This is a genomic window from Bacteroides oleiciplenus YIT 12058 (genome assembly GCF_000315485.1).
Taxonomy (GTDB): domain Bacteria; phylum Bacteroidota; class Bacteroidia; order Bacteroidales; family Bacteroidaceae; genus Bacteroides; species Bacteroides oleiciplenus.
The window spans coordinates 1786438-1811746 of sequence record NZ_JH992940.1 but is presented as its reverse complement, the minus strand read 5'-3'; the positions used below and the strand labels follow the sequence as shown (position 1 = coordinate 1811746).

General features: G+C 44.0%; 18 protein-coding genes and 1 riboswitch. Of the genes, 10 read left to right on the top strand and 8 right to left on the bottom strand.

Annotated features, from left to right (window positions below):
* The first annotated feature begins 41 nt into the window (after window positions 1-41).
* From HMPREF9447_RS07625 to HMPREF9447_RS07615, 3 genes are read left to right on the top strand one after another with little or no spacing between them, the layout of a single operon-like run.
* Window positions 42-1982: a glycogen debranching enzyme N-terminal domain-containing protein gene (locus tag HMPREF9447_RS07625; RefSeq protein ID WP_009129126.1), complete on the top strand. Its 1941-nt coding sequence runs from the start codon at window positions 42-44 to the stop codon at window positions 1980-1982.
* A gap of 14 nt (window positions 1983-1996) precedes the next feature.
* Window positions 1997-3268 carry a glycosyltransferase family 4 protein gene (locus HMPREF9447_RS07620; protein ID WP_009129125.1) on the top strand — a complete coding sequence of 424 codons (1272 nt, stop codon included), beginning with the start codon at window positions 1997-1999 and terminating at the stop codon, window positions 3266-3268.
* A gap of 18 nt (window positions 3269-3286) precedes the next feature.
* Window positions 3287-4696: a glycoside hydrolase family 57 protein gene (locus HMPREF9447_RS07615; protein WP_009129124.1), complete on the top strand. Its 1410-nt coding sequence runs from the start codon at window positions 3287-3289 to the stop codon at window positions 4694-4696.
* A gap of 92 nt (window positions 4697-4788) precedes the next feature.
* On the opposite strand, the gene HMPREF9447_RS07610 is transcribed toward HMPREF9447_RS07615, so the two are convergent.
* Both HMPREF9447_RS07610 and HMPREF9447_RS07605 read right to left on the bottom strand, forming a co-directional pair.
* Entirely contained in the window at window positions 4789-6339 is a 1551-nt protein-coding gene (locus HMPREF9447_RS07610) for a DUF4270 domain-containing protein (RefSeq protein ID WP_009129123.1), read from the bottom strand.
* Window positions 6340-6359: 20 nt separating this feature from the next.
* On the bottom strand, window positions 6360-7184 hold the full coding sequence (locus HMPREF9447_RS07605) for a glycogen/starch synthase (protein WP_009129122.1): 825 nt from the start codon (window positions 7182-7184) through the stop codon (window positions 6360-6362).
* Window positions 7185-7430: 246 nt separating this feature from the next.
* Here HMPREF9447_RS07605 and panC point away from each other — a divergent pair, with 246 nt between their 5' ends.
* Together panC and panD are read left to right on the top strand one after the other, a co-directional pair.
* Complete coding sequence (gene panC / locus HMPREF9447_RS07600) at window positions 7431-8276, top strand: pantoate--beta-alanine ligase (protein WP_009129121.1); 846 nt, start codon at window positions 7431-7433, stop codon at window positions 8274-8276.
* Between the two features lie 27 nt (window positions 8277-8303).
* Window positions 8304-8657 (top strand): aspartate 1-decarboxylase, encoded by a 354-nt coding sequence (gene panD, locus HMPREF9447_RS07595; protein ID WP_009129120.1) that lies wholly within the window; start codon window positions 8304-8306, stop codon window positions 8655-8657.
* An 80-nt stretch (window positions 8658-8737) separates the two neighbouring features.
* Here the strand turns inward: panD and HMPREF9447_RS07590 are convergent, their stop codons facing one another.
* The 5 genes from HMPREF9447_RS07590 to rplU all read right to left on the bottom strand — a co-directional run bounded on the left by HMPREF9447_RS07590 (window position 8738) and on the right by rplU (window position 14025).
* Window positions 8738-11044 (bottom strand): bifunctional dihydroorotate dehydrogenase B NAD binding subunit/NADPH-dependent glutamate synthase, encoded by a 2307-nt coding sequence (locus tag HMPREF9447_RS07590; RefSeq protein ID WP_009129119.1) that lies wholly within the window; start codon window positions 11042-11044, stop codon window positions 8738-8740.
* A gap of 283 nt (window positions 11045-11327) precedes the next feature.
* Window positions 11328-11780: an IS200/IS605 family transposase gene (gene tnpA, locus HMPREF9447_RS07585; protein ID WP_044137836.1), complete on the bottom strand. Its 453-nt coding sequence runs from the start codon at window positions 11778-11780 to the stop codon at window positions 11328-11330.
* Window positions 11781-11992: 212 nt separating this feature from the next.
* Window positions 11993-13267 carry a serine--tRNA ligase gene (gene serS, locus HMPREF9447_RS07580; protein ID WP_009129117.1) on the bottom strand — a complete coding sequence of 425 codons (1275 nt, stop codon included), beginning with the start codon at window positions 13265-13267 and terminating at the stop codon, window positions 11993-11995.
* 147 nt (window positions 13268-13414) lie between these two features.
* A complete protein-coding gene (gene rpmA / locus HMPREF9447_RS07575; RefSeq protein WP_009129116.1) occupies window positions 13415-13684 on the bottom strand; it encodes a 50S ribosomal protein L27 in 270 nt (89 codons plus the stop codon).
* Window positions 13685-13707: 23 nt separating this feature from the next.
* A complete protein-coding gene (gene rplU, locus HMPREF9447_RS07570) occupies window positions 13708-14025 on the bottom strand; it encodes a 50S ribosomal protein L21 (protein WP_009129115.1) in 318 nt (105 codons plus the stop codon).
* A gap of 542 nt (window positions 14026-14567) precedes the next feature.
* Window positions 14568-14775: riboswitch (cobalamin riboswitch) on the top strand.
* A 123-nt stretch (window positions 14776-14898) separates the two neighbouring features.
* Between rplU and HMPREF9447_RS07565 the strand changes: the two genes are divergently transcribed.
* The 4 genes from HMPREF9447_RS07565 to HMPREF9447_RS07550 are packed head-to-tail and all read left to right on the top strand — an operon-like array spanning window position 14899 to window position 20466.
* A complete protein-coding gene (locus HMPREF9447_RS07565; RefSeq protein ID WP_009129114.1) occupies window positions 14899-16071 on the top strand; it encodes a DUF5074 domain-containing protein in 1173 nt (390 codons plus the stop codon).
* Between the two features lie 9 nt (window positions 16072-16080).
* Entirely contained in the window at window positions 16081-18096 is a 2016-nt protein-coding gene (locus HMPREF9447_RS07560; protein ID WP_009129113.1) for a TonB-dependent receptor plug domain-containing protein, read from the top strand.
* 31 nt (window positions 18097-18127) lie between these two features.
* Window positions 18128-19480 carry a DUF5074 domain-containing protein gene (locus tag HMPREF9447_RS07555; RefSeq protein ID WP_009129112.1) on the top strand — a complete coding sequence of 451 codons (1353 nt, stop codon included), beginning with the start codon at window positions 18128-18130 and terminating at the stop codon, window positions 19478-19480.
* 2 nt (window positions 19481-19482) lie between these two features.
* Window positions 19483-20466: a PKD-like domain-containing protein gene (locus HMPREF9447_RS07550; protein ID WP_009129111.1), complete on the top strand. Its 984-nt coding sequence runs from the start codon at window positions 19483-19485 to the stop codon at window positions 20464-20466.
* Window positions 20467-20591: 125 nt separating this feature from the next.
* Here the strand turns inward: HMPREF9447_RS07550 and HMPREF9447_RS07545 are convergent, their stop codons facing one another.
* A complete protein-coding gene (locus HMPREF9447_RS07545) occupies window positions 20592-22793 on the bottom strand; it encodes an HAD-IA family hydrolase (protein ID WP_044137834.1) in 2202 nt (733 codons plus the stop codon).
* A 286-nt stretch (window positions 22794-23079) separates the two neighbouring features.
* Here HMPREF9447_RS07545 and HMPREF9447_RS07540 point away from each other — a divergent pair, with 286 nt between their 5' ends.
* Window positions 23080-25302, top strand: a complete 2223-nt coding sequence (locus HMPREF9447_RS07540) for a GH92 family glycosyl hydrolase (RefSeq protein ID WP_009129109.1) — start codon at window positions 23080-23082, stop codon at window positions 25300-25302.
* Window positions 25303-25309: the final 7 nt, after the last annotated feature.

Genomic DNA, 25309 nt, shown 5'->3' with positions numbered 1-25309 from the left:
GCATGATGCCTGAACAATTAACCTTTAAATAATGCACAACTATGAGTTATTTACGATTTGACAAGACTCTGATGATCAATCTGGAAGAATCTTTACCAAGGGAGATACTCCGGACCAATAAGTCAGGGGCCTATCATTGTACAACAATTGTAGATTGTAACACACGCAAATATCACGGACTATTGGTGATTCCCGTCCCCAATCTTGACGATGAGAACCATGTGCTGCTATCTTCTTTGGACGAAACGGTAATTCAGCACGGTGCGGAGTTCAATCTGGGCTTGCATAAATATCAGGGAGATCACTTCAGTCCTAATGGACATAAGTATATCCGTGAATTCGACTGCGAACATATTCCGGCGACGACTTACCGTGTAGGAGGCGTTATCCTCCGTAAAGAAAAGATTTTTGTACATCACGAGAATAGGATTTTGATTCGCTATACCTTGGTGGATGCCCACTCGGCTACCACACTCCGGTTTCGCCCTTTTCTGGCATTCCGCAGTGTGCGCGAGTATACGCACGAAAATCCGCAGGCAAACCGCGACTACCAGTTGGTGGAGAATGGTATAAAGACCTGTATGTATCCCGGCTATCCCGAACTCTTCATGCAACTTAATAAGAAGAATGAGTTCCACTATCAGCCGGACTGGTATCGTGGTATCGAGTACCCCAAAGAACAAGAACGTGGATACGACTTCAATGAAGATTTGTATGTTCCCGGTTATTTCGAAGTGGATATAAAGAAAGGAGAAAGCATTGTATTTTCTGCCGGTATCTCCGAAATATCTCCGCGTAAGTTGAAGCAGACCTTTGAGGCGGAAGTGGAAGACCGTACGCCGCGTGATAGTTTCTATCACTGTCTGGTGAACTCGGCACATCAATTCCATAACAAGCAGGGGAATGAACATTATGTGTTGGCAGGATACCCCTGGTTTAAGTGCCGTGCCCGTGACTTATTTATTTCTTTGCCGGGTTTAACGCTGGCAGTAGATGAGCAAGACGAGTTTGAAGACGTAATGCTGACTGCTGAAAAGGCTATTCGTGAGTTTATCAATGGAGAGCCTGCCACTTACAAGGTATATGAAATGAACGACCCGGATGTGCTGTTATGGGCAATCTGGGCTTTGCAACAATACGCCAAGGAAACTTCGCGTGAGCAGTGCCGTCAGAAGTACGGCAAATTGCTGGAGGATATCATGGACTATATCCGTAGCCGCAAGCATGATAATCTCTTCCTGCACGAAAATGGCTTGCTTTATGCCAATGGAACAGAGAAAGCCATCACCTGGATGAATTCTACAGCTAATGGTCGTCCTGTCACTCCACGTACGGGATACATTGTAGAAGTGAACTCTTTATGGTATAATGCACTTCGTTTTATTGCCGATTTGGTTCGTGAGGATGGCAATGTCCATCTGGCAGACGAACTGGATGCACAGGCCGAAGTGACAGGAAAGTCCTTTGTAGAAGTATTCCGTAATGAGTGTGGTTATCTGTTCGACTATGTGGATGGATATATGATGGACTGGAGCGTTCGCCCCAATATGATATTTACCGTTGCTTTCGATTATTCCCCGTTGGACAGGGCACAGAAGAAACAAGTGCTCGATATTGTGACGAAAGAATTGCTTACGCCGAAAGGGCTGCGCACTCTTAGTCCGAAGAGCGGAGGATATAATCCGAATTATGTCGGTCCTCAAACTCAGCGAGATTATGCTTATCACCAGGGCACGGCTTGGCCGTGGCCCATGGGCTTCTATATGGAGGCATATTTGCGCATCTATAAGATGAGCGGTGTGTCGTTCGTAGAACGTTATCTGATAGGCTTTGAAGATGAGATGACGAGTCATTGTATTGGTTCGCTGCCCGAACTCTTTGATGGTAATCCACCGTTCCGAGGTCGTGGTGCAGTTTCTTTTGCCATGAACGTGGCCGAAATACTGCGCATCTTGAAGTTGTTGTCTAAGTATAATTTATAAGAGGAGGAACGAAAATGAAAGTTTTAATGTTTGGATGGGAGTTCCCCCCGCATATCCTAGGTGGTTTGGGAACTGCCAGCTACGGTCTGACGAAAGGAATGTCCCAACAACAGGACATGGAGATTACTTTCTGTATTCCGAGACCGTGGGGCGATGAAGACCAGAGCTTTTTGCGCATCATAGGTATGAACAGCACTCCGGTAGTGTGGCGCGATGTCGATTGGGAGTATGTGAAGGGGCGCGTAGGTTCTTATATGGACCCTCAACTTTATTATGATTTGCGCGATCATATTTATGCCGATTTCAATTATCTGAATGCCAATGATCTTGGATGCATTGAATTCTCCGGACGTTATCCGGCCAATCTGCACGAAGAGATAAATAACTATTCCATTGTGGCAGGTGTCATAGCCCGGCAGCAGGAATTTGAAATCATTCATTCACACGACTGGTTGACGTATCCTGCGGGTATCCATGCTAAGCAAGTGTCCGGCAAGCCGTTGGTAATCCATGTACATGCCACCGACTTCGACCGTAGCCGTGGTAATGTGAATCCTACTGTTTATGCCATTGAGAAAAACGGTATGGATCATGCCGATCACATCATGTGTGTGAGTGAACTGACGCGCCAGACGGTTATCAATAAGTATTTTCAGGATCCTCGTAAGGTATCTACCGTACACAATGCCGTTTCTCCGCTTCCGCAAGAGATACAGGACATTGTGCCGCAAAAGAAACCGAATGAAAAGGTGGTGACTTTCCTGGGACGTATCACTATGCAGAAAGGACCTGAGTACTTCGTAGAGGCTGCTGCTATGGTATTGCACCGTACGCGTAACATTCGGTTTGTGATGGCTGGTAACGGTGATATGATGAATCAGATGATTCGCCTGGTGGCTGAGCGTGGCATTGCCGACCGATTCCATTTCCCCGGATTCATGAAGGGGAGTCAGGTATACGAAATGCTGAAAGCGAGTGATGTGTACATCATGCCCTCTGTTTCGGAACCATTCGGTATATCTCCGTTGGAAGCTATGCAATGTAGTGTGCCCACCATCATTTCCAAGCAGTCCGGTTGTGCCGAGATCTTGGAGAAGTGTATCAAAACCGACTATTGGGACATTCACGCTATGGCAGATGCTATCTATGCTATCTGTACTTACCCTGCGCTCTACGAGTATTTGCGCGATGAGGGAAAGAAAGAAGTGGATGGCATCAAGTGGGAAGATGTAGGCTTGAAAGTACGCCGTATCTACGAAGAGGTTATTAAACAATATAATAGATAACAATTAAACAATATAGATATGAGAACCATCTGTCTTTATTTTGAGATTCATCAAATCATTCACCTGAAACGTTACCGTTTCTTTGATATAGGCACTAATCACTATTATTATGATGATTATGCCAACGAGTTCAGCATTAATGAAGTTGCTGAACGTTCTTACATTCCTGCATTGAGTGCACTCATTGAAATGGCTAAAAACTCTGGTGGCGCATTCAAAGTAGCCTTGTCCGTTTCTGGTGTGGCTTTGGAACAATTGGAGATCCACGCGCCGGCGGTCATTGATTTGCTGCATCAGCTGAATGATACCGGTTGCTGTGAATTCCTGGCCGAGCCTTATTCTCACGGTCTTTCTTCTTTGGCAAACGAAGATTGCTTTAAGGAAGAAGTGAAGCGTCAGAGTGCCAAGATGAAGCAAATGTTCGGGAAAGCGCCGAAGGTGTTCCGCAATTCCAGTTTGATTTATTCCGATGAGATTGGCGGACTGGTTGCAAGCATGGGCTTTAAAGGCATGTTGACTGAAGGTGCCAAACATATTCTGGGTTGGAAGAGTCCGCACTATGTATATCATTGTAGTCACAATCAGAACCTGAAACTGTTGTTACGTGATTTCAAACTCTCGGATGATATCAGTTTGCGTTTTTCTAATTCGGAATGGAATGAGTATCCGTTGTTTGCCGATAAATATATTAGTTGGATCGATGCTTTGCCACAGGAAGAGCAGGTTATCAATATTTTCATGGAACTAAGTGCATTGGGTATGGCTCAGCCGCTTTCTTCCAATATTCTGGAATTCCTGAAAGCTTTGCCTGTTTGTGCTAAGGAAAAAGGTATTGCATTCTCTACGCCAACCGAGGTTATCACTAAGTTGAAGTCAGTATCTCAACTGGATGTTCCATATCCGATGTCCTGGGTGGATGAGGAGAGAGACACCAGTTGTTGGTTGGGTAACAGCATGCAGCGTGAAGCATTCAATAAATTGTATAGCATTGCCGAACGTGTTCATCTCTCTGATGACCGCCGTATCAAGCAAGACTGGGATTATTTGCAGGCAAGTAATAACTTCCGCTTTATGACGACAAAGAACAGTACTGTAGGCTTGAACCGGGGGATCTATGAGTCTCCTTATGATGCATTCACTAATTATATGAATGTATTGGGTGATTTCATTAAACGAGTAGAGTCTCTTTATCCGATGGATATAGATAATGAAGAATTGAATGCTTTGTTGACGACCATCAAGAATCAGGGTGGTGAGATTGATGAATTAAACAAAGAAGTGGAGAAGTTGCAAGCAAAACTGGAAAAAGAGAAATCTGTAGAGAAGCCGGTAAAGGCCAAAGAAACTGTTGCAACAAAGGCTAAAGCTCCGTCTGCAAAGAAGAAACCTGCTGCAAAGAAAACGACCAAGAAAGAAGCTGCTAAGTAATTTTCTTGAAAGTATATCACAATAAAAAAGCCTTCCGCTCAACTGAACGGAAGGCTTTTTTTATTCCTTTACTTATTTATTGGAAAAAGAGTTTATTTATTGAATGTGGTATAAGTTACTTCCAACTTCAATGGTGTGATTACTTCGTCGCCATTCTTAGCCGGACCACCTTTTAATTTGGCATATCCCGGTTGCAAATCGTTCTGGATACTTGTCATTGTCTTTTGGTTACTACTACTTGTATCGTACGTGATGGCAACGGGAATCAAGTATACCGTACTCCAGTCTTCTTCCCATGCTTTTTCTTTTTCTTCATTCCATGCAGCACCTGCTTCTTCCTGAGCCTTCTTCTTGGCAGCACCTTTTTCTTTGATACAAGTACTAACTAAGCGGGCAATATTACTGAATGTGTACTGATTAGTAGCCACACTATTATGCTCTACAGAAAATGACGTAATATTATCCGGCAACTTGTTCTCTTCAAAGAAGCTCTTAAAGTCCATTTTACGTAACAACAACGCATACCTTGGGGCACTCATACTGAATTCATACTTACTTTCTTCATTGTAATTGGTGAAAGTCAATTTCACAGCGTTAAGTGTATCACCAGCCAAGTTTTTGCTGATTGAATCGTAAGGTAAAACTGCTTTTGTGAAAATTCCGGCAGGAGATTTGATATAAGTATGCTTGTCTTCTTCAGCAAGTTTCTGAATTTTATCAGAGTTGAAGAACTTATTAGCCTGTATTACTTCTTTAGTAGAAGCAAACTCAGTTCTCCATCTGTAAGCAGTAGAGTCTTCATTCTCAAAGCCATACTGTTTCCGTTTATAGGGGGCATTGGTTATAGTATCTATCACGTAATAATGATATTTCATTTGTAAATCTACGCGGTCTACGTATAGCACAGTTCCATCGCCATAGTCACTTTTTATATATACGCCTTTGAATATATTCTCTATAAAAGCATTAGAGTTCTTAAACAAGTCCGGATTTTCCCTGCAGCGCTTAAGCCATTCATTTCCATATGTCTCTTTGTTGAGTTCAAAAGTAACACTGGGATAATAAGTTTTATTGCCATTACTATCTGTAGCATTTCTTTCTTCGTCAGTAATACTTGTGTCATAAGCTGTATAAGCCTTACGATTTAATAATATGGGTAACTTACCATTCGGCTGGTAATAATCTGACGGATCAATATTAGTATAACGATTACGGTCTAATTTAGCTTGTAGTTCATATGCACTCATGCGGCAAGGATTTAAGGAATCTCCGAACCAAGTGGAGTAATAAACAACTAAGCGTACACCTGATACTGTATCCCCTACCAGAATTCCTGTTTTCTTATCAAAATCATATTTTTCAGGAAATTTGAAGTTATCTATACAGTTCAACTCCGTCAGGAAACTGGCTTCATAATACCCGAATATAGGATCGGTGAAACGCCCTACATAGCCAGTGCTAGTCTTAGCAAATACAGAATCGGCAAGAACAGAGCTTGTAGTTACATTGAACGTTGTTGTATGTGCAGACATGCCATCAGAACCGGGCAACATACCCATCCCTAATGTACCTGTATTATCATCACAACCAAAGAAAGTGAGAGTTGCCGTCAAAAGCAGAGCTCCTAAATACTTAACTTTCATAGTTTTCTTTGTTATCTTGTTTATTTTTGTTCTGTTTCCCACACTTTATCGTAGAACTCGTTACAAGCATCGGCAAAGGTTTCGGGAGTTTGATATTCTAAAATCGGTTTTCCGGATTGGCGGGCATGTTCCAGCACCTCTTCGTTAATGTTTTCACTTTGCTGGATAACACCGTCTGAATAGTCGATGGCAAGCTTGCACAACGTAGCATAGTCCACCGGAGTTTTTAAGTTGGCTACATCCTTCTTTGCAACACCTTTCAACATCAATCTGTTCACAAAATCAGCACTGAATGATTCTTTGAAGTCATCTTCAAAGACAGAGAATACCACTTTGGCATCACGGAATGAGGGTTCGTCCTTATATGCTTTCTTAATATACAAAGGAGCTAAGGCAGCCATCCATCCCTGGCAATGGATGATATCCGGGCACCAGCGTAACTTCTTCACTGTTTCCAGTACACCACGTGCATAAAATATAGCACGACTGTCATTATCATCATACTCTACGCCATTTTCATCAGCAGCTTGCAGGCGGTTCTGGAAATAATCATCGTTGTCGATGAAATAGACCTGCATGCGGGCAGATTGAATGGAAGCAACTTTGATAATAAGGGGGTGGTCGGTATCGTCAATTATCAGATTCATACCGGAGAGACGTATCACTTCATGCAATTGGTTTCTGCGTTCATTGATATTCCCCCATTTAGGCATGAATGTTCTGATTTCTCTGCCTTTTTCCTGGATTGCTTGAGGTAGGTGTCTGCCTACAAGGGACATTTCGGATTCTGGTACGTAAGGAGTAATCTCTTGTGTAATAAATAAAACCTTGTTCGCCTTTGTCATAATAACAATGTTCTCAATTATTCTGCAAAGATATAAAAAAAATCGGGCACTTGGGCAAATAAGTCAGCTCTATAATTCCTTATGAATTGTTAACTGCTTGTTTTTCAGTGCAACATTGCCTTGGAAGGGCTTCTTGGGCGGACATAACTTTTGCATTAATTTGCGATATTTCTTCTTTATATGCTAAATAATAGTTTATTTTGCACCGTTTTTGCGAACAACTAAGTTATTATATAACCTATAAAGATGAAAATAGTACATACTATCAAGGACTTGCAGGCCGGACTGTCGGCTTTACGGGCCCAAGGTAAAAAGGTAGGATTAGTGCCTACAATGGGCGCCTTGCATGCCGGTCATGCGTCATTGGTGAAGCGTTGTGTTGCAGAGAATGGCGCTGCGGTAGTGAGTGTTTTTGTAAACCCGACACAGTTCAACGACAAGAACGATTTAGAGAAATATCCCCGTACATTGGAAGCCGATTGTGCTTTGTTGGAAGCATGCGGTGCGGCCTTTGTGTTCGCCCCTTCGGTTGCGGAGATGTATCCTGAACCTGATACACGCCAGTTTAGCTATGCACCATTGGATACAGTGATGGAGGGGGCTTTCCGTCCGGGACATTTTAATGGTGTCTGCCAGATTGTGAGCAAACTGTTTGATGCTGTGAAACCGGACCGTGCTTATTTCGGAGAAAAAGATTTCCAGCAGTTGGCTATTATCCGTGAGATGGTTCGTCAGATGAATTATCCGTTGGAAATAGTGGGATGCCCCATTGTACGTGAGGAAGATGGGTTGGCTCTGAGTAGTCGTAACGCACGTTTATCTGCCGGAGAACGCAAAAATGCTTTAAAAATCTCGCAAACATTATTTGAAAGTCGTACCTTTGCAGCCTCTCACACGGTTGCTGAGACTCAGAAGTTTGTGGAAGATGCCATTGCAGCTGCTCCCGGTCTGCGTCTGGAATATTTCGAACTGGTGGACGGCAACACGTTGCAGAGAATTGCCAATTGGGAAGAAACGGCATATGCCGTAGGTTGCATCACGGTATTCTGTGGTGAAGTCCGGCTGATTGACAATGTTAAATATAAAGAGTAATAAACCTAAAAAGAGAGATCAGGCCTTATGATGATTGAAGTGCTGAAGTCGAAAATCCATTGTGCCCGCGTCACGGAAGCTAACCTCAATTATATGGGGAGCATTACGATTGACGAGGATTTGTTGGATGCGGCCAATATGATTGCCGGTGAAAAAGTATACATTGCCGACAACAATAATGGCGAGCGTTTTGAAACTTACATTATTAAAGGTGAACGTGGTTCGGGTAAGATTTGTCTGAACGGTGCGGCAGCCCGTAAGGTGCAGCCGGACGATATCATCATTATTATGTCGTATGCCTTGATGGACTTTGAAGAAGCCAAGTTGTTCAAACCGTCGGTGATTTTCCCCGATCCGGCAACGAACAAGGTGGTGAAGTAATCAGTCCTTTGCAAAATACCAATAAGAAGAAGCCCCGTTTGCATCATGCAAACGGGGCTTCTTCTTATTAGAGAATATTATTATTTCTTCAACTGTTCATTCATGGCAGCAGCAGCCTTTCGTCCGTCGCCCATAGCAAGAATAACGGTAGCACCACCACGAACAATGTCACCACCGGCGTAAATGGTTGGGATGGACGATTGCATATTCTCGTTCACGGCAATCGTGCCCTTGCGTCCCATTTCCAGACCCGGAATAGATGAGGGTACAATAGGATTGGGAGATACGCCTACGCTGACGATAGCCAGGTCGATATCAATCGTTTCTGTTGCTCCCGGAATGGGGACAGGGCTACGACGTCCGGAAGCGTCCGGTTCACCAAGCTCCATCTTTTGTAGAATGACTTGTTTTACCTTTCCTTGTTCGTCGGCGATGTATTCTATTGGATTATGCAGTGTGAGGAATTCAACGCCTTCTTCTTTGGCATGTTTTACCTCTTCGATACGTGCGGGCATTTCTTCTTCGGAACGACGATAGATGATTATGGCACGTTCGGCACCCAGACGGCGTGCGGTGCGTACCGAGTCCATCGCTGTGTTTCCACCGCCAATGACAGCTACATTTTTTCCGAATGGTACTGGTGTGTCAGAGTCTTCGCTCGCTGCATCCATCAGGTTGACACGCGTCAGGTATTCATTGGATGACAGAATATTAATGGAGTTTTCTCCCGGAATATTCATAAAGTTAGGTAATCCGGCACCGGATGCAACGAATACTCCTTTGAAACCTTCTTCTTCCAACTGTTCCACACTGATAGTCTTACCGATGATACAGTCTTTTACAAAGTTAACCCCCATCTTGGCGAGGTTATCAATCTCTACATCTACTACTTTGTTTGGTAGACGGAATTCGGGAATACCGTATTTCAATACACCACCGATTTCATGCAGGGCCTCGAAAACAGTAACTTCATAACCATATTTCGCCATATCTCCTGCAAAGGAAAGTCCGGCGGGGCCAGAACCAATGACAGCAATCTTGATGCCGTTCTTTTCCTTGATTTCCGGAACAGAGATTTGTCCGCTTTCGCGCTCATAGTCGGCAGCGAAGCGTTCCAGATAACCGATAGCTACTGGCTGTTCCTTCATTTTCAAGTGGATACATTTAGCTTCGCACTGCTTCTCTTGCGGACATACACGGCCGCAAACAGCAGGCAAGGCACTGGTTTCTTTCAGCGTCTTGGCAGCTTCAAGAATTTCTCCGCGTTCTATGTTCTTGATGAAGCGGGGGATATCGATACCTACGGGGCAACCTTCCATACAGCCTGGGTTGGCACAGTCCAGACAGCGTTTTGCTTCTGTCAATGCTTGTTCTTCTGTCAGTCCCTGGTTCACTTCTTCCTTGCGGCTATGTGAGCGGTATTCCGCATCGAGCTCGTTCATTTCAACGCGTGGAATAGCCGTGCGTTCTTTCGGCTTCATGGCTTTGCGAAGTTCCAAACGCCATGCAGCATTGCGGCTTTTCTCATCCACTATCTCTGTGGCTTCCGGCATGGCTTTGCAGGATTCTCCTTCTTCGAGCTTGTGCATTTCTTCGCGTTCGATGCTTTTGAAAGCACCCATACGTTTCAGCATCTCGTCAAAGTCTACCTGATGGCCGTCAAACTCCGGCCCATCTACACAGACAAACTTGGTTTTTCCGCCGATAGTGATGCGGCAGGCACCGCACATACCGGTACCGTCCACCATAATAGTGTTCAGTGAAACGTCTGTCGGGATGTTATATTTCTTAGTCAGCAAACAAACAAATTTCATCATGATAGCAGGGCCGATGGCAAAGCACTTGTCCACTTTCTCCCGTTTGATAACTTCTTCTACCCCTTCTGTAACCAATCCTTTTCGTCCGTAAGAGCCGTCATCGGTCATAATGATGACCTCGTCTGCACTTTCGCGCATTTCTTTTTCAAGGATAATCAGTTCTTTGCTGCGTCCGGCAAGCACGGCAATAACGCGGTTCCCGGCAGCTTTCAATGCTTGTACGATAGGAAGCATGGGGGCTACACCTACGCCGCCACCTGCGCAGACCACCGTTCCGAAGTTCTCAATGTGAGTAGCTTGTCCCAACGGGCCCACTACATCGGTGATGTAGTCGCCTTCATTCAGTTCGCAAAGGCGGGTAGAGGAGAGGCCTACTTCCTGTACTACCAAAGTGATAGTACCGCGCACAGTGTCTGCCCCGGCAATTGTCAGCGGCATACGTTCGCCTTTCTCGCCTACACGTACAATGACGAAGTGTCCTGCCTTGCGTGAACGGGCAATCAAAGGTGCCTCAATCTCCAATTTAAAAACCTTTTCAGAAAAATGTTCTTTGCTAATGATTTTGTTCATTATCTTATAATTTTGTTGGTATAATTACGTAATTACTTTCAGATTGTTACGGTTTGCAAAGATACGGGTTATTTGGGAAAAACAAAGAAAGTTATGGGTAAAAAAGATACGGGTAGAGGTCAAAGTGACCTGTACCTCAAAAGTTAGACAAAAAACTTTTGGAGTGTAGTTTAAAAGGCTGGAAGCCTTTTATCTTATAGCCCAGGGCAGTGCCCTGGGTAATGGGGTGTATCACTATCTTACGCCCTGTAAGGGCATAAGCGGGTGATGGAGCGAGGATAACCTATGTCCATAAATACTCTTCATTATATTCTACATGATAACTTTTAAGAAAGTCAATCAACTCTTCTCTAAAACTTTTCTTTTGATGATGTTCCTGCTGTTTACAAATATAGTGTGTTACTGCAGCTACTTTTGATTGGCTGACTGAGAATGCTGCATAGCCGTTTTGCCAAGCAAAATACTGAAGTTTCGGATATTCATTTTTAATCCATTTGGAAGAACTTCTTTTAATCTCTTGTAACAGCATGGCAATAGACACGGTACTTGCTAATTCACAAAGTATATGTATATGATTGGCTGTACCACCTACAATAATGCTTTTACAGAGGTTTCGATTGATTATTCCTTCTATATATCGGTGTATGTTGTCTAAATTTGTTAAGGGAAGTATATCTTCACGGTTTTTAGTAGAAAAGATGATGTGTGTGTAGATTTTATTTAGGGATTGTGACATAGTAGTTTGGTTTTGCCCTTTCAGGACGTAAGTATAGGTATGAAGAAACCCGGGGCGGTGCCCCGGGCTATATGATGCAAGGCTTTCAGCCTTTGGAAAGCATTGCATCAGAGTACTTTTATGATACAATGTTTTCCGGATAAGTACATTTTAGTAGTATATTATAAGTGTATATATTATATTTACATAATGTAATTATATAACATTGAAGATTAGTCAATCATCTCAAATCCCGTATACGGCACCAATGCTTTCGGGATGCGGATACCTTCCGGTGTCTGATTGTTTTCCAGCAGAGCGGCAACGATGCGCGGCAATGCCAGGGCAGAACCATTCAGGGTATGGCAGAGTTCAGTTTTCTTTTCTCCACTGCGATAGCGGCATTTCAGGCGGTTGGCCTGATATGTGTCGAAGTTGGATACGGAGCTTACTTCCAGCCAGCGTTTCTGTGCTTCGGAATATACCTCGAAGTCGAAACAAAGCGCAGCTGTAAAACTCATATCACCACCACAGAGGCGAAGAATACGATAGGGTAATTCCAGTTTTTGCAACAAACCTTCCACGTGGTCCAGCATCTCCTTGTGAGATTGTTTAGAGTGTTCCGGCTTGTCAATGCGAACGAGTTCTACTTTAGAGAACTCGTGCAAACGGTTCAAACCGCGTACATCCTTACCATAAGAACCTGCTTCACGACGGAAACATTGTGTATATGCGCAATTCTTGATGGGAAGTTGCTTCTCTTCCAGAATTACATCGCGGTAGATGTTCGTAACTGGTACTTCAGCTGTCGGGATAAGATATAAATCGTCTACTTCGCAGTGATACATCTGACCTTCTTTATCAGGTAACTGGCCTGTTCCGTAACCGGAAGCAGCATTTACCACTGTCGGTGGCATGATTTCCAGATACCCCGATTTACGGGCTTCGTCCAGGAAGAAATTAATCAGAGCGCGTTGCAGCTGTGCGCCTTTTCCTTTATAAACTGGGAATCCGGCTCCTGTAATCTTTACGCCTAAGTCGAAATCAATCAAATCATATTTCTTTGTTAATTCCCAGTGAGGCAATGCATCTTTGGGAAGCTCAGTTTCCATGCCTCCCATTTTCTCAACTACATTGTCTTCGGCACCTACACCTTCGGGCACTTCATCATAAGGTACATTCGGAATGGTATAGAGCAGGTTCTGCATATCTTCGGCAGCCTGGTCCATTTCGGCCTGCAACGTCTTGTTGGTTTCCTTCAGCTCGGCTACACGACTCTTGGCCACTTCGGCTTCCTCTTTCTTTCCTTCTTTCATCAGTTGCCCGACGGATTTGGAGATTGAGTTCACTTCAGAGAGGTTATTATCTAATACAGACTGTGTACTACGTCTTTTGTCGTTGAAGGCAATTACCTGGTCTATTGTCTCTTTAGCATTTTTGAAATGCTTTTTCTCCAGTCCGCGGATCACCGCGTCGGTGTTTTCTGTAATTTGTTTAATGGTAAGCATATCTTGATACTTGTTTTTGATGTTTCTCTTCTATATGAGTGTGCAAAGATAAATAAAAAACAAATAATGTGCGATGTTTCGCACAAAAAGAAGAGGGATGTAATCCATACGGATCACATCCCTCTTCTTTATTTCTTGTTCCGAAACTTATGCTTCTGTAGTTTCAGCAGGGATTACAGATACATAGCGTCTGTCACCCTTGGTTACTTTGAACTGTACAGTTCCGTCTACTAAAGCGAAAAGAGTGTGGTCTCTACCCATGCCCATGTTATTGCCCGGGTGGAATTCAGTACCTCTTTGACGAATGATGATGTTGCCTGCTTTGCAAACTTCGCCACCAAATATCTTAACGCCTAATCTCTTGCTCTGTGATTCGCGGCCGTTCTTAGAACTACCGACACCTTTTTTATGTGCCATTTCTTCTTACTGTTTTAAATTGATTAAGCTACTACTTCTGTAATTGTTAACTCTGTGAATTGCTGACGGTGACCGTTCAACTTACGATGACCTTTTCTTCTTTTCTTGTGGAAAACAAGAACTTTGTCACCCTTTACCATGCTTGATACAATCTGGCAAACTACTTTTGCACCTTCTACAGTAGGAACACCTACAGTGATTGCGCCATCTTTGTCTACCAAAAGAACCTTGTCAAATTCTACTGTTGTACCATTTTCTGCATTCTGAATGTGGTGTACAAACAGTTTCTTGCCAGCTTCTGCTTTAAATTGCTGACCGTTGATTTCTACAATTGCGTACATTTCTTATATATAATGTATAAGTTAGCTCCGTCGGGTGGTCTCTAATCACTTAGAAAACGCTTTGTCGAACCCGGTGCGGAATAATCGGGCACAAAAGTACCTCTTTTCTTCGGAACAGACAAATGTTTTTTCTTCTTTTTTTGTGGATTTCGAAATTCTCCTTCTTGAAAATGAGGAGGATGTCCGGAAGAGGATTTATGGCGTTGCAACTAACTAATCCTCAGCATGCGATGAACTAATCTTAAACATGCAAGGAACTAATATTTTTCTTGCATCTTATTATTCATACAATATCTGTGAAAGTTTCCTACAATAATTATAGAAGTTTCTTACAACAGTTGTTGTAGTAAACTTGTATAATTGTTGTATAAAAAATTAGATGCAAGAAAAATATTAGTTCCTTGCAGTGCCGGGATTAGTTTCTTGCAAGCATGAGAATAGTTTGCAGGCACCCCCGGTTAAAGAGTTCATAAAGTTCGTTTTGCTTTTTTAGGAATATCCTTGTTTCGTATGATTAATAATCTCTATATTTGTCCCCGGATTCAAGAATCCGGCTTTCGGGTGCTTCGCGATATATCTTATCGAACGAGGTGAAAAGGGAATCAGGTGTAAATCCTGAACAGACCCACTGCTGTAAGCTTCATTAAACTTTCCGGATAAATTCTACAGTTGTCCACTGTCCGTAATGGATGGGAAGGACTTCCGGAAAGGAAGCGAGTCAGAAGACCTGCCTGCAAAGTCTGTAATCTACGGTTTCGGGGATAAAGAAACGTAGGAGATTAACATCGTTTTCAGCTCATACAGTTGTAGGTATGAGATGTGACTGCTGCTCGGACTTTACTCCTCGGGACATAATGGAAAATAAAATTGCGTATGCAGAAAAAACGTGTTTTGGGACTGTTTTGTGCAGTGTTGATGCTTTCATTATCCGGCTGTGAGTATGAAGATGATTTCCCTGCCGGAGTAGGCGAAGGTAATATTGAAGCGATTGTGTTGAACGAAGGACGAATAGGTACCAATATGGGAGCCATATCCGTGTTATATCGTAATGGAATGGTGAGTCCCGACGTTTTCCGTGTTGTGAACAACCGTCCGTTGGGAGATGTGGCACAATCCATTACGATGATTAACGGGAAGTACTTCGTGGCTTTGAACAACTCTAAGAAAATAGAGATCGTAGACTCCCAAACATTCAAATCCGAAGGTACGATACTCTATACACAGGCTGGGCTGCCACGTCAGATAGTGTCCGTATCGGATACCACAGCTATCGTTTCCGATCTTTTGAGTAACAATGTGTCCGGCACTGACTTGCCCAGTCAGTTGGTGCGAATCCGTACCGTGCCACCTTACGGCACTCCATTAGAGTATATTGTTATCAGGAAATGGGTGGAATATATGGAAGTGGCAGACAATAAACTGTTTGGCATGACAGCGAAAGGGCTTTATGTGTTCGACTTGGACAATATAACCCAGGAAGGCAGCCGCATGATAGAAGACGTTTATAATGAAGAAACCACCAAAACCTGTAAAATGCTAAAAGATAAGAATGGCAGGATATGGGCTTTGATGAACGAGCGGGATAAAAGCAAACTCACTGCCGTTCTGCTGAAATGTATTGATCCTGAGACGGAAAAGGTGATAACTACTTATCGGCTTCCTTTTGTCGACAAGAATGAGGCCAAAGAGGGAGATGTTGTCGGAACTGTCAGTTACAATCGTACGGATATGGATGCTGCTAAAACGCTGATTTACTTTAGTGTGCGAACCTGTAAACCGGGACGGCCGAACGATTCACAACAAAGTATCTATACACTGAATACGGATAACGGTACTTTCAGGTTACACCGTCATGTGCCGGGAGTGGACATGATGTATGGTTGCGGTGTAAGTCCGCAAGGTGAAGTTTACATCTGCGATTGCCTGGATTACTCGGCACAGCGGGGTTATATCCGCCATTATAAAGAGAGCGGAAATATTGAAAGTTACCGTGTGGGTGTCTATCCCAGTCAAGTCTATTTTCCTGAATCTGTTGAAGTACAATAATCTATGTATATGAGAAATCTATTTCTCTTGATGACTGCCTCTCTTTGTTTGCTGGCTACCGATGTCGTAGCCCAGAAGAAGGATACGGTTGCATTTCGTCTGAATCTCGACGAGGTGGAGATTGTAGCTCGCCGCATAAATCATGCCAACGAAGCGAATGCCGGTGCAAAGGTGGCGCGCATTGACCCTGAAATGCTGCAAATCAATAAAACGCGTTCATTCTCCGAATTACTGACTGATAATTCTGCTACCTACATCAAAAGCCTTGGTACGGGAGCATTGTCCACGGCCTCTTTTCGTGGAGGGAGCGCTGCGCAAACACGGGTCAACTGGAACGGAATCAACATCACGCCTCCTATGTCCGGAGTATTCGACTTTTCGCAATTTCCTGTCTTTTTTGCCGACAATGTGAACCTTTACTATGGGAGTAGCCACGTGAAGAGTGGTACCGGTGCTGTGGGGGGGAGCGTAAACATATTCAATGATCCGGAGTGGGGCAAGGGGCTCTCAGGAAAGTTCTTCGGTGAGTATGGTTCTTATAACACTTATACCGGAGGAGCGCAGATTAATGCAGGCGGCAGGCGTGTTGTTTCAAAAACGCGTTTATTTTATCAGCATTCCGATAATGACTATACTTATATAAATAAGGTGCTCACTAACGAGCCTTTCAAAGAGAAGCGTCAGGATGCTGACTATTCACAATGGGGAGCCATGCAGGAAGGTTATTTCAAACTGAACCGGTATGCACAACTTGTCGCTATCGGCTGGTTGCAACAAGGAAAGCGTATGTTGCCCCAGCCGTTGGGCATTGTGGGAAGGACACATGAGCGGCAACATGAGACGAATGTTCGCGGATATATGGGCTTCGACTACGTGCGTGGCATACACAAATTGCACGTAAAGGGCGCATGGCTCTATTATCGCCTGAAGTACGATAAATGGTTTGACGGCGGATTGTTTGATCCGGAAGGGAATATCAACTCTTCACATACCTGGCAGGGGGTTGCTGACTATTCGTGCGCACCTATTGACGAGTTGGTGCTGAATACTACGCTTACCTATACGCACGATTTGGTCAATGTGAGCAGTTATATCGATGTGGATTCGGCAAAGTATCTGATAGACGGCACTTATTATAGTATACCGGTAGCCGAGCCGCCGCTGAAACATCATCGTAATGTGTTGTCGTGGCAAGCTTCAGCAAATTGGACTCCGCTGTCATGGTTGCAATTGCATGCCCAGTATATGTTCGAACAGAACAATAGCCGGAATGTTTCTACCTGGTCGGCAGGTTTTGCCACCAATTTCTTTGAAAAGACTTTCTACGTAAAAGGAAGCATGTCATACAATTACCGCTTTCCCAGCATGAACGATCTTTATTGGCGTCCCGGTGGTAATCCTGACGTGAAGCCCGAAGACGGTTATTCTTATGATGCAGCCATTGGTTATAGGAATGACCTGACTTCCTGGATGACGCTGAATGCCGAAGTATCCGGTTATCTGATGCATATCGACAACTGGATTCTATGGCTTCCCAAAGATGGTAACCAGTGGATATGGACGCCTCAGAACAAACGTAATGTGCTTTCTACGGGGGCGGAGTTTACGGGCAAGATGCTACTGAGTTTCGGTGATTTCAAAACTACACTTTCCGGCAATTTCAGTTGGGCGCGTTCGCGCACGCGAAAGAAGCAGCATGAAGATGATAACTCTTATATGAGGCAGATTCCCTATGTACCCGAACTGAAATGGAATGCGCGCCTGGCCTTTGATTATAAAAATGCTTTCTGCTCGTGGCAGACTACTTATATAGGTAAGCGCTATGTTACGACCGATGAGTCCTATTCCACTCGTCCCTATACGATTCATAACTTGTTGGCGGGCTATCTGTGGAAGCTGAAGAATGGCAGGCAGATTACTTCTCAGGTGCGTGTGGATAACATTCTGAATACTTATTATGAATCGACACAATACTATCCGATGCCTTTGCGCAATGTGTTGTGCTCGTTGATGTTTGAATTTTAATCCCTAATTTTTAATTTTATATACAGTAACAATGAAGAAGAACATTATTTATTTTTTGTCGTGTTTGGTCCTCGCAGTAGGACTGGTGTCTTGTAGTGATGATGATGAGCCATTGCCGCTGCTGTCGGTTTTGATAGAAGGCGGTGAGACGCAGGAGGTTGTGCAGGGAGGTACACTTAGTCTGAAAGCAGAGGTCGAAGGAAGTACAGAAGTGGAATATGTCTGGAAGTTGAATGGGAAGGATGTTTCTACAGCTTCTACTTATGATTTTACTTCTACAGAACTTGGAAGTTATGACGTTCAGTTGATTGTCTCGAGTGCCGGGCAGGGCGAGGCTTCAGCCAAAGTGACTGTCAATGTATATGGAAAGTATAAATACGGAACCTTTATCCTGAACGAAGGAGCATCTCTGAGAGGAGATAAAGGCGGCTCTCTGATATTTATAAATCCTGAAGGAGAACTTACGGAGATGGCTTTCCAGAAAGAAAATAATGGAGCGTGGTTAGGAAGTGTTCCTCAGGATTTGTTTATTGCTAACAATAAAATGTATATTGTCTCTCAGAATGGGGGCAACGAAGGTGGTTTCCTGACGATTGTTAATGCGGAAACATTAAAGCTGGAAGTTGCCTATGGCGATGACTTGAAAGGCAAGGTAAGCTGGCCTACGCATGTAGCTGTATTGGGTGATGATAATATTTATCTGCGCGATAATGCGGGAATCAAGTTGTTTCATCCTTCTACCGGAGAAGCCACACTTATCGAAGGTACGAAAAGTGCCAGAAAAAATACGATGGCGGTTGTTGAAGGAAAAGTATTTGCTTCTCAAAGCAAAAATCTTCTTGTGATAGAAGCCGGAAAAGAGGAGGTATCGGCAACGGTTGAGTTTGATGCTAATATCTCAGGTGTGTTAAAGTCGTCGGACAATAATATTTGGGTATCGGTATCATCCGGTAAGATTGCTAAAGTTAGCGCCAAGGATTATTCTATTATAAAAGAGAACGATTTGTCGGCCAATGCTGATGCTACGAAAACGTTGTCGGCTTCGTTTGCGGCCGCGCCCAGTATAACAGCTAAGGGTGATACATTGTACATGAGCGGTCTTGCTACGAAAATTTATCGTCATATTTTTAGCACTAATGAAACTAAGTTGATGGTAGATGCTAAAGAGATGGTGGAAAACGCTAATATCGTTTATAATACGGTTGCCGTTGATCCTGTGACGGAGGGAGTTTACCTCAATACAATAAAAGGGTACGGAGACGGAGTAAGTACTAATCAGATTAGCATTTTTGATTTTAGTGGTGCCGCACCCACATTTAAGGCTACTTATTCCGACTGTACAAGATATCCGGCCGGGACATTCTTCACTTCTAACTTTAAATAAGAATGAAAAAGAGACTTGTTTATTTATTATCATGCCTGGTCCTTATGGCCGGACTGGTATCTTGTAGTGACGATGATTCCGATGACAATGCTTTGCCGTTGTCCGTATCTATTGTCAATGGTGACAAACAGGACGTCGTACTTGGAAAATCTCTCACTCTGGAGGCGAAAGTTGAAAATGGTGAAAATGCCCGTTATGAGTGGACATTGAATGGTGAAAAGATATCAACTGAGCTAACGTATATTTTTGCTCCGGAAAAGACGGGTGCCTATGAAGTGAAGTTCGCGGCTTATACAGATAAGGATGAAGCTTCCGCTTCTGTTATGGTGAATGTATATGTGGCTTATTCGGCAGTGAAGTCTATGGACGATATCCAGTTCTGGACGGGAGAAGGTGAATGCCGGTCAGCGTTGGCCGTTCAATGGATTAGCGGTGATGATTGGGAAAGTCCAGTGCAGGATAATGTTCATTTGCTGAGTTGGGGATATCGTTGGAAAGCGAGCGACGAGTCTACCGGACATCAGATGATATTGGCGATAGCTAAAGCGGACCCTCGTTTCTTTGTGTTGGTAGGTCCCGGATTTAGTGGTGTAGACAGCCCATCTATCCGTGGTTTTGGTTATGATGCCAATGGTGACGGTCGTTTCTCGATAAAGAATGGAACCACATCCGTGACGTATAATGCGTCGGATTTTGTGGATGGAGTCATTGTTTTGAGCGGTGACGATTCGGGAGATGGATATGTATCGACCGATTCCGGCGACTACTGGGAAGGTGGCTGGTATGAGGGGTATTGCTCATACTATCTGGGAGAGGATGGAAAAAATGTTCCTGAATTATTTGATTATTCCCCGTATATGGCCAATTTACGGCAGTTGACTCCAAACAGTTGGGATGCCTGGACGTATTCTTCAATCAATTCCGGAGGAGTGAATACTTATCCTTTTGCCGAATGGATGGTAAGTGCTATTGCAAATCCGAATTGATAAACAGAAACTGATTCATAACCTTTTGTAATAAATAAAAGTTCTCTCTATCTATGTGGATACGAGAGAACTTTTTGTGTTTTTAAAACGCCTCGAAGGACAAGGGGATGTTGAGCCGCCCGGTGTTATAGAAAGGGTTTCAATATATAGACTGCCGCAACCACTAATCCTACTACTATAATAGCAAAGAGTACAACCAATATCAAACTGTAGAAGAACATGAGTAGCGTAGTCCAGAAACTTCTCCACCAGGAGTAGTTATACAATTGTTTGTAGTCTAGACAAAAGAGTGCGAAGATTACTAATAGCGGTAATTCGTATAAATCACTAACCGCAGCACTCCCATTGAAGGGAAGCACTATGATACTGAGCAAGAGTATCTGGCAAGCGATGTAGGCCTGTATAAATACGTGTTCGGTAAGATTATAACGTATCTTGTTGTTGTTCTTCTTGCGGCGGAAAGCCATAAGTGTTGCCAAGGCAAAAAGAGGCAATGTGGCTATGATGCGAAATGCTTTGTTCCCATGTCCCCAACCTTGCAGCAGATTCCACACTTTCTGAAGGAAGGGTGTGTTATGAACCATCTTCTTAAGCTTATTGCCCACCGACTGACTACTTTCCACGAATTCGTCAATGAGGTCTTCATTGTCGTCATCACCTGTCTTGATAACAATATTGTGTTTCTTTGTGGTGTTTTCCGCTTCCAGTTTTTCCAGACTCTGATTAATGCTTTCTATAGTCTGGGCCAGGACTTCCTTTTGTACGGGGTCCTTGGTCTTTTTCATTTGCTTTTGCAGTTGTTCGAGGGTAATTGTGTAATCCTTCTTTCGGATTTCTGTAGAATCTTCCGCTTCCAGCTCCTTTAACTGGTCATTCAGTTTCTCTATGGTTAGGTTGAGGACTTCCTTTGTTGCAGGGTCCTCTGTATTTTCTATCCGCCGTTGCAATTGCTCACGCGCAGCAATGATTTCTTGCCGCTGCACTTCCGGGGAGTCTTTCTCTTTCTTTATCAAAGCGTCCGGGTCCACCAGTTGCACAGCCATGATGTAGAGGGCAGCCAATACAAATAATGTCTGGAAGGGACGGAAGTATAGTATTCGTTTTCCGGCAATGAAGTCTTTTATCATATATCCCGGGCGATAGAGCAAGTCCAGCAGAGTACGGCCAAAGCCGTTGTCGATGTTGGTGAATCCTCCCAGGATATTCCTGAAAGCATTGCTGAGGCGGTATCGGGGGGTATTGCGACTTTGTCCGCAGCGGTTGCAATAACTGCCGGCATAGACGGTTCCGCAGTTCAGGCACGTGTTGCTTTCTTCACTGGCAACCGGTACTTGCTTTCCGCGTATTATCTTGATGTGGAAGGCACGAAAGCGTATCTTGCAGGGAGTCCACCAGGGAGAGATGAAATCTGCCACACGGTCGGGGATGACCCGGCGTATGGTAAGCATGTACCAGAGGACCAGTATGAAAGACCACATAAAGACATTGCTGTCTTCTCCCTCTTCAAAAGATAGCCATAGCAATATTGCCAGAATTAATATCTGCCAGATATTTATCATCTTTCTTCTGCGCGGAGCGGGAGGAGTGGGAATAGGAGATGGGGTGGCATCCGAACGTGAAGCACTCGCTTTATCGGCAACCGGATGCTTTTCATCGGTCGACTGTTTACTGTTATCGGGGCGTTCGTCGTCTTCCAGCAATTCTTCCAGCGAACTCATTATTTTCCAGTGTGGATATTTGCTTAATTCTTCGGCAGTGGTCACTCCATGGGTTACTCCGGCAAAGCTTACTCCGGCAGCTTTGGCTGTGGCGGCATCTACTGTGCTGTCTCCTATATAAAGGGTTTCCGCTTTGGTGACATGCAACTCTTTTATGGCAAATAGCAGACCTTCGGGCGAGGGTTTGGCTGCCTTTACGTCTTCTCCGCCGACAATGATATTGAAAAAGTTGCCGGGGAAATGCTGGTCGAGTAGTTCCTTTATCCGGAAACGGTATTTGGTGGAGATGATGCCGATGAATGCGCCTGCATCTTTCAGTGCGAGCAGTACGGACTTGGTTTCAAGAAAGAGCACGGTGTTTATCGTCATATGTGTATCCGCTTCTTTTCTATACTCGTTTCTGAAGCCGTCCAGTTGGTCAGCGTCTGTTACGCCTGTCAGGATAGAAAAAGATTCTTCCAGAGTTTTTCCGATAGTGCGTTTGATAGCTTCATCGGTCACGTCGGTATAACCATGTTGATTGAGCACATTGCGGAAGCAAGTGACGATGCCGCGCGAGGAATCTGCGAGCGTGTAATCAAAGTCGAAGAGATAAGTTGTATAACTCATTGTCGCTTTTTGTGGCAAAGATAATGCAAACCGAGAACAGAATAAAATGAACTTGTTCATTTTTTATGTTGAGGTTTACCTTATCTTCGTTTTACGACAAAGATAAGGTAAACCGGAGGTAGAAACAAATTTATTTAAGGAATGATGAAGTGTAGGTTATTTTCGGGGAACAAAGTTGTGTGTTTATCGGATTTTTGTATTATTTTTGTTTGCCAAAGTTTTTTGCCGGCGCACTAAGTGTTTTTTTGCATTGAGTTGTTTTATGAGCACGTTAACTAATTATATTATGAAATTACTGAAATCCTGTTGCTTAGTTGCAGTTCTTTTCTCTTTTTCAGCGTGTGTATCCCGACAGCTTAATGCCGGAAGTGATTCTTATGCAGAGTATGTAAACCCTTTTATTGGTACTGACTTTACAGGAAATACCTATCCCGGTGCTCAGGCTCCGTTTGGCATGGTGCAACTTAGTCCTGATAACGGCCTTCCGGGCTGGGATCGCATATCCGGCTATTTCTATCCGGATAGCACTATTGCTGGTTTCAGTCATACACATCTCTCGGGTACGGGGGCCGGTGATTTATATGACATCTCTTTTATGCCTGTGACTTTACCTTATAAAGAGGCAGAGGCTCCGTTGGGCATTCATTCCCTGTTTTCTCATTCCGAAGAATCAGCAAGTGCCGGATATTATCAGGTTCGGCTGAAAGACTATGATATTAATGTTGAACTCACGGCAACCGAACGTTGCGGTATTCAGCGTTATACCTTCCCCGAAGCGGATGCTGCTATATTCCTCAATTTACGAAAAGCCATGAACTGGGACTTTACGAACGATACACGTATCGAAGTCGTCGATTCCGTCACCATTCAGGGATACCGTTTCTCTGACGGCTGGGCGCGCGACCAGCATATTTATTTCCGTACCCGTTTCTCTAAGCCGTTTGCTGCTGTGCAACTCGACACTGCCGCTGTTATCAAAGAGGGCGAACGGATCGGAACATCCGCCATTGCCCGGTTTGATTTCCATACCGCTGCGGGTGAACAAATTCTTATCACTACTGCCATCTCCGGTGTAAGCATGGAGGGAGCGGCACGTAATTTGGCTGCTGAGGCGCCGGATGATGATTTTGATAAGTATCTGGCAGCTACCCGTAAGAACTGGAACGAGCAGCTTTCAAGAGTGGAAATCAAATGTGACAATCGTGATGAGAAAGTTAAATTCTATACAGCCCTCTATCATTCTATGCTGGCTCCCACTATCTATAGTGATGTAGACGGTGCTTATTACGGTCCTGATAAGAAAGTGCATCAGGCAGACGGGTGGGCAAACTACAGCACATTCTCGCTATGGGACACCTATCGCGCAGCCCATCCCCTCTATACCTATATAGAACCTGACCGTGTCAATGATATGGTGAAATCCTTCATTGCTTTCTATGAACAGAACGGACGCCTTCCGGTGTGGAACTTCTACGGCAGCGAAACGGATATGATGATAGGTTATCATGCCGTGCCCGTCATTGTAGATGCTTATTTAAAAGGAATAGGGAACTTCGACCCTAAGAAAGCTCTGGAGGCTTGTGTGGCTACTGCCAATATGGATGAATATCGTGGCATAGGGTTGTATAAGAAGTATGGCTATGTACCTTATGATGTGACGGATCACTATAATTTAGAAAACTGGTCATTGTCTAAAACGCTGGAATATGCCTATGATGATTATTGCATCGCCCGTATGGCAGAAAAGTTGGGTGAGAAAGAGACTACGGATGAATTTTACAAACGTTCCCGGAACTATAGGAATGTGTATAATCCTCAGACTTCTTTTATGCAACCGCGTAATAATAAAGGGGATTTCATAGCAGGTTTCAGTCCGGACGATTATACTCCGCATATTTGTGAAAGTAACGGCTGGCAGTATTTCTGGTCTGTGCAGCAAGATATTGACGGTTTGATAGAATTGACGGGAGGCAAGGAGAGGTTTGCGCAGAAACTGGATAGTATGTTTACCTATAATCCGTCTGCCGATGAAGATTTGCCTATCTTCAGTACGGGAATGATCGGGCAGTATGCGCATGGAAATGAACCGAGCCATCATGTCATCTATCTCTACAACGCTGTAGGGCAACCTTGGAAAACTCAGAGATATGCAGCCGAGGTGATGCATGAACTTTATAAGAATACGCCTGCCGGCTTATGCGGGAATGAGGATTGTGGTCAGATGTCTGCCTGGTATGTGTTCAGCGCAATGGGGTTCTATCCGGTGGACCCGGTTGGCGGCAAGTATGAAATAGGCACTCCCATGTATCCCGAGATGAAGATGCATTTGGCTAACGGTAAAACGTTTACGGTACTGGCATCGGCAGTCAGCAAGGAGAATTTTTATATCCAGTCGGTGAAACTCGACGGGAAACCTTATGATAAAAGCTATATCACACATGAGCAAATAATGAACGGTAGCATCCTTGAATTTGAAATGGGGGACAAGCCGGGAAAGGTGTGGTATTAAAAAGATA

Coding starts and splice junctions, on each gene's coding strand:
- HMPREF9447_RS07625 (WP_009129126.1), top strand. CDS start 42: ATGAGTTATTTACGATTTGACAAGACTCTGATGATCAATCTGGAAGAA.
- HMPREF9447_RS07620 (WP_009129125.1), top strand. CDS start 1,997: ATGAAAGTTTTAATGTTTGGATGGGAGTTCCCCCCGCATATCCTAGGT.
- HMPREF9447_RS07615 (WP_009129124.1), top strand. CDS start 3,287: ATGAGAACCATCTGTCTTTATTTTGAGATTCATCAAATCATTCACCTG.
- HMPREF9447_RS07610 (WP_009129123.1), bottom strand. CDS start 6,339: ATGAAAGTTAAGTATTTAGGAGCTCTGCTTTTGACGGCAACTCTCACT.
- HMPREF9447_RS07605 (WP_009129122.1), bottom strand. CDS start 7,184: ATGACAAAGGCGAACAAGGTTTTATTTATTACACAAGAGATTACTCCT.
- panC (WP_009129121.1), top strand. CDS start 7,431: ATGAAAATAGTACATACTATCAAGGACTTGCAGGCCGGACTGTCGGCT.
- panD (WP_009129120.1), top strand. CDS start 8,304: ATGATGATTGAAGTGCTGAAGTCGAAAATCCATTGTGCCCGCGTCACG.
- HMPREF9447_RS07590 (WP_009129119.1), bottom strand. CDS start 11,044: ATGAACAAAATCATTAGCAAAGAACATTTTTCTGAAAAGGTTTTTAAA.
- tnpA (WP_044137836.1), bottom strand. CDS start 11,780: ATGTCACAATCCCTAAATAAAATCTACACACACATCATCTTTTCTACT.
- serS (WP_009129117.1), bottom strand. CDS start 13,267: ATGCTTACCATTAAACAAATTACAGAAAACACCGACGCGGTGATCCGC.
- rpmA (WP_009129116.1), bottom strand. CDS start 13,684: ATGGCACATAAAAAAGGTGTCGGTAGTTCTAAGAACGGCCGCGAATCA.
- rplU (WP_009129115.1), bottom strand. CDS start 14,025: ATGTACGCAATTGTAGAAATCAACGGTCAGCAATTTAAAGCAGAAGCT.
- HMPREF9447_RS07565 (WP_009129114.1), top strand. CDS start 14,899: ATGCAGAAAAAACGTGTTTTGGGACTGTTTTGTGCAGTGTTGATGCTT.
- HMPREF9447_RS07560 (WP_009129113.1), top strand. CDS start 16,081: ATGAGAAATCTATTTCTCTTGATGACTGCCTCTCTTTGTTTGCTGGCT.
- HMPREF9447_RS07555 (WP_009129112.1), top strand. CDS start 18,128: ATGAAGAAGAACATTATTTATTTTTTGTCGTGTTTGGTCCTCGCAGTA.
- HMPREF9447_RS07550 (WP_009129111.1), top strand. CDS start 19,483: ATGAAAAAGAGACTTGTTTATTTATTATCATGCCTGGTCCTTATGGCC.
- HMPREF9447_RS07545 (WP_044137834.1), bottom strand. CDS start 22,793: ATGAGTTATACAACTTATCTCTTCGACTTTGATTACACGCTCGCAGAT.
- HMPREF9447_RS07540 (WP_009129109.1), top strand. CDS start 23,080: ATGAAATTACTGAAATCCTGTTGCTTAGTTGCAGTTCTTTTCTCTTTT.